This window comes from Candidatus Zixiibacteriota bacterium (genome assembly GCA_026397505.1).
Taxonomy (GTDB): Bacteria; Zixibacteria; MSB-5A5; order GN15; family PGXB01; genus JAPLUR01.
On the sequence record JAPLUR010000130.1, the window covers coordinates 1 to 13,341 of the forward strand.

The window sequence follows — 13,341 nt, forward strand, 5'->3', positions numbered from 1 at the left end:
ATGCTTTATTCAACTATTTCAATCATAAATGGCACAGAAACAATGAAATAATAAAAACCATCAAAAACATGATACAAAAAGCAGCCTAAATAAATGAAAAAAAGGATATACCAATTTCCACACTAATATTGACATTACCATCTATATCGGCCATGGTTATTCCTTTGGGGCCGGCGCCGGTCGGAAGTCCGGCAAAAACAAGGGTGTTGAAAGTACTATCACCGTTGTTCAAGAGTAATGTTACATTATTGGAGGTGAAATTGGTCACCGCCATATCAACGTCATCATCATTATCATAGTCGCCGGTCGCGACCGACCAAGCATAAGTTCCAACCGGCAGGCCGGGATTGACGTAGAAAGAACCGTCGCCATTGTTGTACATAATTATTATGAGATCAAACCCTGTGGCCACGGCGAGATCGAGGAAACCATCCTTATCGAAATCACCTGAAGTCAGGGCCGGGGATTCAGCATCTTTATAATGGACGGCGGCCCCAAAAGTCCCATCGCCATTGTTGAAAAGGAGTGAGACTCCCTTTCCGGCCCAGGTAGAAACAGCAATATCGATATTACCATCACCATCATAATCGCCGGGGGCGGCCTGGTAGGCCCCACTGCCGACAGTATACTGAACCGGGGCGGCAAAAGTTCCATCGCCATCATTAAGAAGAATGGTAACCTTATTAGTACTGTTATTGGTAATTATCAGATCGGGATATGCATCATTATTAAGTAATGCCGCCTCCAGTCCATTTGGGGCGCTATAGGATGGGTAGCGGACACCGGCAGCAAATCCGCCGGAACCGTCATTGAGGAAAACCTGGGTGCTGTCGAACTCGTAGTTATTAATGGCAAAGTCGATGTCATTGTCACCGTCGAAATCGGCCGCGGCCAATCCGGTGTTCATATTATAGGCTGCCGCAATGTCAATCGCCGTGGCAAAGGTGCCGTCGCCATTATTTATATAGAGCTCGGCATATTGATGAGTGCTGGCAAGGATATCGATATTATCATCGCCGTCAAAATCGGCGGTGACAATATCGTCGGCATCATTATAAGCCTCATAATCGACCGGGGGCTTAAAGGTGCCGTCACCATTATTTATTAAGACGCCCAGGTATTCATCATAACCGATTTCGCGGTTGACAACAATATCATTATATCCATCGCCATTAAAGTCCCCCGAAGCAATGGCATAAGAGGAACCGTTGATATTATAAGATACCGGTTCGGTGAAACTGCCGTCGGCCTGGGTCAAAAATACATTGACACTATTATTGTCGACATCGGAGGCTATCAGATCGGGGTCGCCGTCATTGTCGAGTTCGGCGGCGCAGATCGCATAGTAATAATCGCCGCCGGTACAGACGATCTGCCCTTTGAATAGCGGGCCGGTTGCAAAAACCGATACCGCCAGAAACAGGATTGAAAGGATTGAAATCGTAAACAACTTACGCATGTGACTCCTCTCGGTATTAATGGTTTCAATTTTCAATTCGAATATTCCGGTAATAGCGGGCCGGCGGAAATTCGCTCGTGCCTTACCCAATCCCGCAACCCAACAATCTCCATTAGATTCATACAACTAAGATAAAAAAATTATTTTGTCAAGAACTTTGGAATATGATAAGGATTCGGCTTCCGCTTTGAAGGAAGCCGAATTCTAATTGCTGGAATCAATGGCCCCCACGCGGCCGGGTAGAAATTAAAGCGGATTGTTATTGTCGCCTAATACCGGGCAACTATCATTCGCAGCGGATATGCACCTTATCGCCTCCCTCTTCGACTTCAATATCCATTTCCCTTAATGCCTCGACGACTTCCTCAAACTGCTCCTGCTTCATGCTGGAAAGATTGATATTGATACCTTTGTCTCGAAGTGCTTCATCGACCTTTTCCTTTGCATTGTCGGGAATGAAAGAAGACATCTTCATCCCGGCCCGCACCAACATCAAAGGGATGCGAATATTGACCCGTTTCCCCCGTTCCGAATTACTGCCCGGCTCCACGAAGATGCGAATGAATTTCGGCTTTTTCTTCTGCGGTGAGCCGCTCTCATCCGAAGATGAGTCTGACGACCGCTTGCTTATAGCATCCAGCAGTCCCTCCGCTTCGGCCGCGGTGATTTTGCCGGCGGCCAGCATTTCCAGTATCTGACGACGTTCGTTACTCATAACATTACTCCTTTATCGAAATCATTCCTTTTCTCGCATTCCAATGGTACCGTTTCGCATTTGATTCTTGCCAGTGATTTCCAATCACCGGCCATTTTCACTGCTATCTCACCAGGAACTCCGGCCGAAAATCATAAATACCAAAATGCACCGTGCGTTCCTTGATGGATTTGCCGATTTTCTCCAAAGTACCGATAAGCTGTTCGGCTTCCAGGGCGGTTATAATGCCCGCCGCCAGCATCTCCAGAACTTTGCGACGATTGATACTCATGGTTCAGCTCCTTTCGCAAACGGATAATACCGTTCATGATTGCTTTTTCAATTGCTCCAAGGCTTCCTCAACCGTTATTTCGCCCCGATCCAGTGAAGACAGAACATCATTCTGGGGCGGCGCCGACATGATCTTGACAAACTCCAGTTGCTCGGCAATACGGTTCAGCCGATTTTTGATAGTCGGGTAGCTCACACCGAAGAGCCCCTCCATCTCTTTGATTGACCCATGGTATCGGACAAAAGCAGCCACGAATACCTGGTCCTCCATAGAGAGGCGCGCCAGAGGAGGGAGCTCGAAACTTCCCTCGATAGAAATTTCCTCACCGGTAAGATGAACCTTCTCGATGGTAAAGGGTTTCCCCAGGGCCAACCTGCTTAGTTCCTGCCATTCTTTAGCCATAACAACTCCATAAATTATTTCTTTCATTCCAATATACGGAATATAATTAATTTTGTTTAGTAGAAATATCAATAATATTAATAATATGTCAAGTATTATTAAATATATTTAATAAAAATGTCAATAATAACAATCTTCAGGGGTTTATCTGCTGCTTAGCAAAGAGAAAGCAGTCAACCCCAGATTGTCAATTATGTTGTTGTTAGATAATTACTTAATACAAGATTAGCCGAATGCCACCAGAAGCGAGCCGGAGACGGCCAATATGATACCAAATACCCGCAGGCGGTCCACTTTTTCCTTAAGAAAAAGGGCCGCAAAGAGAAAGATAAAAACATTGCTGGTCTGGCTGATCGGCCCGACTATTGAGGCCTGAGTCAGTTTCATTGCCCCCAGCCAGATAATCATGGAAAGGTAAGCCCCGGCAAAAGAGCCTGAAAGAGTATAGAGAAATCCGCGAGGAGTGATCTTGGGCAGCATTATTCCCCTCCTGCCGGGGTGGAACAGCAGGGCTATCGCCAACACCGCGATGCCGCTGAGAAGGCGGACTTCCGTGACCCAGAGAAGCGGTGATTTTTCCAGCACAGGTTTAACAATGACAACTCCAAGGCCATTGGCCACAATCGCCAACACCCCCCATAAAATCCCCAGCCAAAGATTCCTCCAACTGATTGCACCTTTTCCGTTGATTCCGGTGGTGGTCAGCACCGCCAAAATGATGAGAAGAACTCCGCCCAGTTGCAAAAAACTGAGATGCTCGCCAAGCCAGAGAAAGGAAAGAAGAACGATAAAAGGGCTGTAAAGGCAATTGACAATTGCCGAAAGGCCCGCCCCCAGAAGGTTGAGACTCTGCAGAAACAGCGTGTCGGCGATACCAATGCCGAGCGCCCCCGAAAGAATCAATCGCCAGTAATCTCCGGCGGGGGCATGGTGAAGCAATGTTTGGCCGAATATCATGGTCGTGGGGATGATCAGGAAAAAGGAGAGGAGGTTCTTGAACAGATTGAGAGCGATCGGCTGCACCTGCTCGCCGCTCTTCTTGAACATGATCACAGCAAAGGCCCAGACCAGTGCGGCCAGAAGAGCCAGCGTATTACCGAGATAGTATTGCGAGGGATCCATAAGTATGACTCATGCTGGAGATCATCAGGCAGGCAAGGTAATAAAGAGCGGCCCTGAATACAAGATATGACTTCAAGAATATGATATTACCCGCAGCCGTAAGGCGTGAGGCTTTAAAGCTACTCTCAGGAATAACGGCCCTTTTATGCTCCATGAATTGCCGCTATCGTGTTTCAAGTGTATGACCGGAATTAAACTTGACACCTGCGCCGGATTCGGTAATTTGGGCCTGCAACAGAGTTGATAACCTGTAAGAAGGAAGCGCCCGCCTGTTTTGTCAAAATCATATAAACAGATGTTGGCATCCGGAAGGACTTTATGAACGCACATGAATTCTGGCCCCGCATTCTGGTCATTGTCGGTCTTCTGGCCATGCTGCTCGGAGCCATTGACCCGCTTGAGGGCTCGCTCATCATCCTCCCCGGCAGCGGCATGGTTGCACTCGGCGCCTTTCTGGGCAAGTCACGACACCGTCGCCTCCTCTACTGGGCATTCGCGCTAATAGCGATCGGTGTCGGCGCGCTGTTTATATTAAGCATGTTCGGCGGCATTGGCGGCAGCGCCGGGCTTTCGCTCTGGTGGGGGCTGATCATTCTGCCCTATCCTGTCGGATGGATTATCTGCTTCGTCGGGGTAATCAAAAATGCCCTAATCAAGCGGTAAGAAAAACATTCTTGTCTGTCGATCAGCCGCAGGTAGAAATTCCTCCCGAAATCCACTCATAGTAGAGTAGATACCGTGTTTTGTCTCATTCTGGCAAATTGGCCGGCAGATTGGTCTGAAAGTTCCGGATGGCAGCCGGTCAAAAGCCCGAAAAGGATGATGAAAATAAGCCCAACGAAGCGCCCCCAAAGCCGTAATAAGTGTCAATAATCTTATTACTGTGGACGACGTGACCCTGCAGAAAGAAATCAATATCCTGAAAACCGCCATAAAGGGTATCGATGACGGAGTAATTGTCACCGACCGTGACGGCCTGTTCCTGCTTTCTAACCCCGCCGCCGAGAGGATACTGGGGGCAGGGGTGAAGGAATTAAATCCCTCGGTCTGGGTTGCCAATTACAGTTGCTTCCATTCCGACACGATTACGCCCTACCCGTCCGACCGGTTGCCGCTGTTTCGTGACGTGCAGAGCACAAAAGCTGTTGATGAGTTGATTTATATAAGGCATTCCGAAAATCCCTCGGGGGCATGGGTAAAAGTCAAGAGCGAGCCGCTGATAGATGAAGAGGGGAATATTTGGGGCGGGATGGTTGTTTTTCGCGATATCACGGAATTCTACCGGGCGCGGGATAAAATTGAGGTCTATGAGCGACTCCATACCGCTCTCGAGCAGACCGCGGACAGTGTCATTATTACGAATCGGCGCGGAATTATCGAATATGTCAATCCTGCTTTCGAGACCACGACCGGTTTCAGCCGGGAAGAGGCCATTGGAAATACGCCGCAGCTTCTCAAATCGGGAAAGCAGGATGAGGCATTTTATCGGAATCTCTGGAGCCGGATTCTTCAGGGCCAACCGTTCCGCGGCACCATTGTCAATAAAAGAAAAGATGGTTCGCACTACTGGGCCCAGCAGACAATCACCCCTATGAGGGATAAAGATGGAAATATCACGCACTTTGTCTCGGTTCTGAAAGATATCACTGACCTGATAGAGAGGAAAGAGCAGGAGGCGAGGTTGCTTCTGGCCCGCGAAGTGCAGCAGCGATTCTATGGCGTATCGGCCTCGGTGCCGGGGTACGATATCGCCGGGGCAGCTTACCCCGCCGAAGAAACCGGCGGCGACTATTTTGATTTTATTAAGATGCCGGATGGTCGTCTCTGTATCGCGGTCGGCGATGTCTGCGGCCATGGGATAGGTACGGCTTTGGTGATGGCGGAAACGCGCGCTTATCTGCGTTCATTTGCCAGAGGGAGTACCGACCTGGCCGAAATACTCTCAAATGTCAATCAATTGCTTGCACCCGACCTGGAGTGCGGCCATTTTGTCACCCTGTTGCTCTGCTGCCTCGATCCGTACGGGAAAACCCTCTCCTATGCCAGCGCCGGACATGTTCCCGGTTTCCTGATCGCCAGGTCCGGTGAGGTTGAATCTACCCTCGGAGCAACCGGTCAGCCCTTGGGGCTCTTTGCCGATTCAAAATATTCCTCGGATACAATTCCTGTTTTGGAGCCGGGACAGGTGCTACTCCTGCCAACCGATGGGGTAATGGAGTCTATGGCGCCGGATGGATGTCCTTTTGGAATAGAACGGACGCTCGCATATATTGGTGGCCATCTCGGTGAGAGCGCTCATGAAATTGCGGAAGGACTGTACAAGGCCGTGAAAATGCATACCGCTGGCCAACCTCAGCTGGATGATATTACTGCGGTAGTTGTCAAAGTGCAATGAAATCATATTTTTGTCGCTCGCACCGATCCGGCCATATTTAAAACCAGACAGGTACCGAGAAGTATCATGGCCGCGCCGACAATCATCGAAAGCGTGACTGTTTCTTTTAAGATGAGCACACCCCACAACATTCCGAACGCCGGCATCAGGAAAGTAACGGTGAGCGCTTTGGTGGGACCGATATCCGCGATCAAACGATAGTAAAGAAGATAGGCGATTGCGCTGCAGAGAAGCGCAAAGCCCAGAATTCCGGCCACGACCGAGAGAGTCACCTCTCCCCGGAGAGGCGCCATGGGGATAGCGGGAATAAGCAGGAGACCGGCCATCAGTTGGCTTCCCCCCGCAATGCCCATCGGTTTCAAATCCCGGCCGAATTTCTTAATATAGGTGGCGGTAAAGCCGTAGCATATCGCCGCCAGAGTGCAGGCGGCAATGGCCCATCCGAACATGGAATCAGTTTTTACCACGCCTATCTTCGCCACGAGGATGACCCCCGCGCCGCCGATGAGCAGGCCCAGAATTCTTTTGACGGTCAAGCGGTCATTCAGCCAGAGTGCGGAAAAGATCGCCCCGAATAATGGTGAGGCGGAGTTAAGGATGACGGATAATGAGGCCGGGATATGGAGCGCCGCGAATGAAAAGAGAAAAAACGGCAAAGCCGAATTGAATGCACCAATCAGCAGATATTGTTTCCAGCAACGGCGCCATTCGGAATCGAATTTGATTGCACGGAAGTACAGAATCAGAGCAATTCCGGCAATCAGCACGCGCAGGTCGGCGGTAATTACCGGGCCGAGGATCGGCGCAAGAACGCGCATAAAAATAAAGGATCCGCCCCATATGGCGGCCAGAGCCAGTAAGCGGATTATATCGACAGTACGCATCTCAACGGTTATTCCGAGAGGGGAAAAGCGTCAGATCCCTGCCGGTTGAGTTGTTCTGCTCCATTGCTTTTCGCTCGTGTTCGAGAAGCCATCGCTTCCTCCAGATCCCCCCGCCATAGCCGCATAATTGGCCATCGGCGCGAATCACGCGATGGCAGGGAATAACCAGCGCCAAACAGTTCATCCCGTTGGCGCGTCCGACCGCGCGAACAGCCTTTGGTTTACCGACCTTTCGCGCCAGTTCGGCATATGACCAGGTTTCGCCGGGGGGGATTGAGCGCAGGAATTTCCAGACCGCCATTTCGAATAGTGTACCTGCGGATATCAGCGGAACGGTAAATTCCATCGCCTTACCGGCGAAATAATTTTTGAGTTCCTCGGCCAATTTGTCCAGATGGGAGTTGCGGCCGGGCACAACGAAACATCCCGTCCGTTTTCGCAGATGCATTATTTCATTTTCCAGGCCGCGGCGGTCGACAAATTCTAGCAAATGGATGCCATCTTCGTTTCCCAGAGCGACCATAGCACCCAGCGGCGTATCAATCCATTTCGCCCGCAGGCAATTAAGCTTCTCAGCCTGACTCGGCGGCGCCCCGAAAACCTGCTTGAATGCCTCCCAGAATCCGCTGGCCGATTCAAAACCGCTATCCAGCTGGGCCCCGATAACACTCTCGCCGTTGCGAATCTCGTGCAATGCCAGACCGATTCTTCGCGCCCGGCTGTATGCCTGAAAAGTCATCCCGTAATAGCGCCGAAACTGACGCCGCGCTTGCGAGGGATCGACTCCCATGGCCTGCAATTGGGCACCGGATATCTTGCCGGCCGGGGATTGCTCAACTGCATCGCACAATCGCTTCACCAGTTCGGGAGCCTTCTTTTCCATCTCAAGGGGAGAGCATCGCAGGCAGGGGCGGTATCCGGCGTAAATGGCCTCGCCGGGAGTGGCGAAATATTCGACATTTTCAGGCCTGGGTTTCTTGGAGGGGCAGGTGGGGCGGCAGAATATTCCGGTCGTTTTGACTCCGACATAGAAAACTCCCTCGAAAGTCGTATCCCGTTCCATTAATGCCCGAAACATTATCGAAGAAGGGGGCAGTTTATTCATATCGGCTCTCCTCAGGATTGAACTCTTTTTTCCGGGCGGCATATAGTCCCAATATATAAGCATTGGGGCCGGCCTTTTCCAGTATTATTGGAAGCAATCTAAGGGAGAAACAATATTCCTGCATCCGTTTTTGGGGCATCAAATTCTGAATCTAATCAGGCGGGATTTATTGCTCGTCGCGAATATCTTGAAATCTGATAGCCGGGATAAGACTGAAAAAAGTGATCGCTCGGGGATCAGGGATTACTTGTTCCCTCAATGTCAGTTGGAGAGAGATTATCGGTAAATTTCTTATTGGACGAAAGTCTGATATAAAGAGATGGTATTACATATAAGGTGAGGCAGAGCGAGAAGAGCAACCCGCCGATAATAACTATGCCCATCGAAACCCGGCTTCTGGCCGCAGCGCCGAGCGCCAGCGCGATCGGCAGAACTCCAAAAACCGTCGCCAGACTGGTCATTAGAATCGGGCGGAACCGCTGAGCCGGGGCATCGATATCCGCTTCACTGATCGATAACCCCTGCGCCTTCCGCTGATTGGCAAATTCCACAATCAGGATGCCGTTTTTGGTCACAATACCAATCAGGGCGATGATGCCTATCTGGCTGAAAATATTCAGGGTCTGGCCGAACAGCCAGAGCGCAAGGATCGCCCCGGCGAGGGCCAGGGGAACCGTGAACATGATTATGAGAGGATCACGGAAACTCTCGAACTGCGCCGACAGAATCAAATAGACCAGAATCAGGGCGAGCACAAAAGCAAATATCAGAGTATTGGAACTCTCGGAATATTCTTTCGCCGAGCCCGCCAGGCTGGTTGAAAATGTTTCATCAAGGACGCCGCCGGCGATCTTTTCCATTTCTTTGATCCCATCGCCCAGAGTGTACCCTTTGGCGGTTGAGGCCGAGACGGTCGCCGCCATATAGCGATTGTAATGGTACAACTGGGGCGGACTGCTGCGATAAGAGAGGCTTACCATATTATCGAGTTGAATCAGATCACTCCGACTATTCCTGATATAAATGGAACTCAAATCCATCGGCTTATCGCGATTGGTTCGATCCGCCTGCGCAATAACAGAATATTGTTTGCCGTCAAGGACGAAGTACCCATATCGCTGGCCGCTGAAGAAAAGCTGCAGGGTCTGGGCGATATCCCTGACCGTAACTCCGAGCGCCCGGGCCCGATCGCGGTCAATTTCGACCGTCAACTCAGGCTTGTTGAACTTCAGGTCGAGGTCAACCACCTGAAAAACCGGACTTGCCTGGGCCTTCTCCATGAACTGCGGTATTACCTGTCGCAATTTCTCGAATGACGGCGCCTGGAGAACAAATTGCACCGGCAAACCACGGCCACGTCCGCCGCCGATCGTCTGCTCCTGAGTCACAAAAGTTCGGGCAAAGGTATAGTCCTTCAATTGACGAGTAAGAGCGTCGGCAATCTCCTGCTGACTCCGCTTCCGTTCATCGGGAGGCACCAGACTGATTCTGACCATGCCGCTGTTGACCCCGCCGCCGCCAAATCCGGCTGCGGTCATGGAAATGATACCATCCTTTTCCGGCAGCGTGTCGGCGATTGCGGCAATCTTTTTCATATAAGCATCCATCGCTTCGTACGAGGTTCCCTCGGGAGCGGTGGAATTGATCACCATCCGGCTTTTATCTTCCATCGGCGCCAACTCGGAGCGAAGCAGAGAGCCGAGCCCAAAAATGATCGCCACCGAGACCGCCATAATCAGCAACGCCCGCCATCCCTTGTTCGTAAACAGGCGGAGGGAACTACGATAACCCGAAATTAGTCGATTGAACCATTTCTCGCTCAATGCAAAAAGCTTGTTTTCATGCTCGGGCTTATGCAATATCCGCGCGCTCATCATAGGGGTCAACGTCAGCGACACAAACGCCGAAATCAGCACCGACCCGGCGACAACTATTCCGAATTCCCGAAACAGACGCCCGGTGAGACCCTGCAGGAACATGATCGGCAGAAATACCGAGGCCAGCGTGATCGTGGTCGAAATGATGGCAAAGATGATTTCTTTCGATCCACGGTGCCCCGCTTCGATGGGGTTCATACCGCTTTCGATTTTCTTGTATATATTTTCAAGTACAACAATGGCATCATCGACGACAATTCCGGTCGAAAGCACAATCGCCAGAAGAGTGAGAATATTGATCGAGAAGCCGGCCAGATACATGATGAAAAAAGAACCTATGAGCGAAATAGGAATGGCCAGCATCGGGATAATCGTTGTCCGCCAGTGGCGCAGGAAGACAAAAATTACCAGCAGAACCAGAAGAAAGGCGATCAGTATGGTTTCGACGACTTCGGTAATGGCCTTGCGAATATTGGCGGTAGCATCCATGCCGACGCGGAACTCGACATCCTCGGGAAGATCCTTCATTATCTGTGCGGTCCGGCGGTAGAACTCATCGGCGATGGCAATATGATTTGACCCGGGTTGCGGGGTGATGGCCACGCCCACGGTCGGGACGCCGCCATCACCGCGCATGATCGACCGCTCATTTTCCGGCGCCAGAATGGCCTGGCCGATGTCTCTGACTCTGACGACCGATCCCTCGGTTTCTTTGATAATCAATTCGCCGAATTCCTCCGGGGTCGAGAGCCGACCGAAGGTCCGGATCGGCAGTTCCGTTCCGTATCCCTCGATACGCCCCGAGGGGAGTTCGACATTTTCGCGATCCAGAGCATTCTTGATATCAAGCGGGGTCAAGCCGTGAGCCGCGAGACGCGCCGGATCGAGCAGCAATTTCATAGCATATCTTTTTTCACCCCAGACGCCGACCTCGCTGACCCCCGGTATTGTCTGCAGCCGTTCTCTGAACATGTCATTGGCTATCGCCGAAAGTTCAATCAGCGAGCGTTTGTTGCTCCGTACCGTGACCATAAGAATCGGACTGGCGTCGGCATCCGCTTTTGAAATGGTCGGCGGGTCGACATCGGTCGGGAGGTCATGCGAGGCACGCGAGACGCGATCGCGCACGTCATTGACCGCGGCCTCCATATCGACACCGAGCTCAAATTCAACCGTAATTCTGCTCCGGCCATCGCTGCTGGATGAGGTGAGCGAGCGGATACCGGCTATTCCGTTGATTGATTCCTCGAGCGGTTCGGTCACCTGCGATTCCATGACATCGGCATTGGCGCCGGTATAGCTCGTGCTGACCGTGACGACCGGCGGATCCACGCTGGGGTACTCGCGGACGCCGAGAAAGAGAAATCCGATGATCCCGAACAGGACAATCAATATGGAAAGAACAACGGATAAAACCGGTCGATTGATACTGATGGAGGAGATGTTCATTGGCGTTGTGAGGTCAATTGTCCCTGAGTGACTTTATTTGAACCCCCGCGCCGTCGGATAGTTGAAGCAGGCCCGAGACAATCAGGGTATCGTTGGGGCTTAAGCCCCGAATGATCTGAACGCCACGTTCGGTCCTGATACCGGTCGTGACAGAGATCGATTTTGCCTTGCCGTTATCGCAGAGATATACTTTTTCGCCGTTTATTTCCGGAACGACCGCCTCGGAAGGAATGACGATTGCTTCCGGCAGTTCCTCAAGTGTAATCGCCACCTTTGCAAACGATCCGGTAATCAGGTTTCCATCGGGGTTGGCTATTTTCGCCCGTGACTTGATAGTGCGGGTATCAGCGTCGATTTTGGATTCCACGGCATAAACGACACCTTTGTGCTCATCCTGAGAATCGCCGATTCGCGCCCTTATTTCGGTGCCGTTTTTAATCTGTCCGGCATATTTTTCCGGAACCGAGAATTCCACTTTCATCGGTTCGGTATCCTGCATCGTGGCCACCATCACGCTGGGGGTGACATACCCACCCTGGCTGATATAACGCAATCCGATTGTTCCATCGAAAGGGGCCGTGATTTCCGTTTTTGCCAGTTGCGCCTCAATAGCCTCTTTTTCCGCCTGAACCATTTTCAGGGCGTTGAGCGTTCTGTCATAATCTTCCTGACTGATAACTTTGATATCGTAGAGTCTTTTCTGACGGCTTTCTTCAACGAAGGCCTGCTTTTCCTCGACTTCTTTCCGCTTAAGCTGGGCTATCAATTCGCGGTCATTTATTTTCAGAAGCGGTTCCCCTTTTTTGACCCTTTTTCCTTCCTCGAAGAAGACCCCGGTGACACGGCCGGAAATCTCCGACCGCAATTCGACTTCCTCATTGGCCAATAGCGTTCCGGTGGTGAATATTGTATTGCGGAGAAGCTGCGGTCTGACAACCAAAGCTTCCACAGGCACAATGTTCTTTCCACCGCCGCCTCGGGCGGCCTGGTTTCCGTTCCCCTTGGAACAACTATTGATAAGAAGTCCCGATAGCCCCAGGATTGATAATATCAGGATCACGTGGATTAATTTCTTTGACGACATAGGCATTTTAACACTTTAATATAAACTAAGTTCCATCAATCTTCGGCCGGTTTAACGGCTAAAGATAAGGGGTGGGCGGGGTTTCTGCAAGTGGCCAAATCCGCCGCAGGGCTTAAAATTGTGTGGTGTCAGCGAGCCCTTCCGTCTTTGCCTCCATATACTTCGCAATGCCTTTGACATTCGGTCGAGATTTCATTAATTTCCAGACCGCTTATGAGAAACTATCCTCACCAATATATTCGCGAGTCCCCAGAAATGAATATTCGAGGTGTTTATGTTTAAACGATTACTGCCAAAGGAAACCGGTTTTTTCGATTTCTTTGAGCATCACAGCAAATTGTCAATTGAAGCATGCCGGGAACTGCATGCCATTGCCCTAGATCCCATGGAGCTGGCCAGTCGTGCCGGCCGCATCAAGGATCTTGAACACAAGGCGGATGATATCACCCATAAATGCATCGATGCTCTTCATCGTACTTTTATTACGCCCATCGACCGTTCGGAAATTCTCCACCTGATGAAACGTCTGGATGATATAATCGACTCTATCGACTCGACCGCCTCGCGCATGATGCTCT

General features: G+C 50.9%; 12 protein-coding genes. 3 read left to right on the plus strand and 9 right to left on the minus strand.

The annotated features are described in order from the left end of the window. Positions 1-85: 85 nt before the first annotated feature. The 5 genes from NT002_13805 to NT002_13825 form a co-directional block, all read right to left on the minus strand. Complete coding sequence (locus tag NT002_13805) at positions 86-1,459, minus strand: VCBS repeat-containing protein (GenBank protein MCX6830335.1); 1,374 nt, start codon at positions 1,457-1,459, stop codon at positions 86-88. Between the two features lie 286 nt (positions 1,460-1,745). Further along, positions 1,746-2,174, minus strand: a complete 429-nt coding sequence (locus tag NT002_13810) for a hypothetical protein (protein ID MCX6830336.1) — start codon at positions 2,172-2,174, stop codon at positions 1,746-1,748. A gap of 103 nt (positions 2,175-2,277) precedes the next feature. Beyond that, complete coding sequence (locus tag NT002_13815; GenBank protein ID MCX6830337.1) at positions 2,278-2,445, minus strand: hypothetical protein; 168 nt, start codon at positions 2,443-2,445, stop codon at positions 2,278-2,280. Positions 2,446-2,478: 33 nt separating this feature from the next. Then, positions 2,479-2,847 (minus strand): DUF2089 domain-containing protein, encoded by a 369-nt coding sequence (locus NT002_13820; GenBank protein ID MCX6830338.1) that lies wholly within the window; start codon positions 2,845-2,847, stop codon positions 2,479-2,481. 225 nt (positions 2,848-3,072) lie between these two features. Beyond that, entirely contained in the window at positions 3,073-3,969 is an 897-nt protein-coding gene (locus NT002_13825) for a DMT family transporter (protein MCX6830339.1), read from the minus strand. A gap of 318 nt (positions 3,970-4,287) precedes the next feature. Here NT002_13825 and NT002_13830 point away from each other — a divergent pair, with 318 nt between their 5' ends. Further along, positions 4,288-4,632 (plus strand): hypothetical protein, encoded by a 345-nt coding sequence (locus tag NT002_13830; GenBank protein MCX6830340.1) that lies wholly within the window; start codon positions 4,288-4,290, stop codon positions 4,630-4,632. Positions 4,633-4,852: 220 nt separating this feature from the next. Next, positions 4,853-6,364 (plus strand): SpoIIE family protein phosphatase, encoded by a 1,512-nt coding sequence (locus NT002_13835; protein MCX6830341.1) that lies wholly within the window; start codon positions 4,853-4,855, stop codon positions 6,362-6,364. Between the two features lie 2 nt (positions 6,365-6,366). Here NT002_13835 and NT002_13840 read toward each other — a convergent pair whose 3' ends face one another. From NT002_13840 to NT002_13855, 4 genes are all read right to left on the minus strand, one after another. Then, positions 6,367-7,248 (minus strand): DMT family transporter, encoded by an 882-nt coding sequence (locus NT002_13840; protein ID MCX6830342.1) that lies wholly within the window; start codon positions 7,246-7,248, stop codon positions 6,367-6,369. Between the two features lies 1 nt (position 7,249). Next, positions 7,250-8,353, minus strand: a complete 1,104-nt coding sequence (locus NT002_13845) for a trifunctional transcriptional activator/DNA repair protein Ada/methylated-DNA--[protein]-cysteine S-methyltransferase (protein ID MCX6830343.1) — start codon at positions 8,351-8,353, stop codon at positions 7,250-7,252. Between the two features lie 236 nt (positions 8,354-8,589). Then, a complete protein-coding gene (locus NT002_13850; protein ID MCX6830344.1) occupies positions 8,590-11,679 on the minus strand; it encodes an efflux RND transporter permease subunit in 3,090 nt (1,029 codons plus the stop codon). A 13-nt stretch (positions 11,680-11,692) separates the two neighbouring features. After that, the gene (locus tag NT002_13855; protein MCX6830345.1) at positions 11,693-12,763 is read right to left on the minus strand and encodes an efflux RND transporter periplasmic adaptor subunit; all 1,071 of its coding nucleotides are present in this window, start codon (positions 12,761-12,763) and stop codon (positions 11,693-11,695) included. 274 nt (positions 12,764-13,037) lie between these two features. On the opposite strand from NT002_13855, the gene NT002_13860 reads away from it, so the two are divergent. Next, a partial coding sequence (locus NT002_13860; GenBank protein ID MCX6830346.1) for a DUF47 family protein occupies positions 13,038-13,341 on the plus strand: 304 nt, incomplete at its 3' end.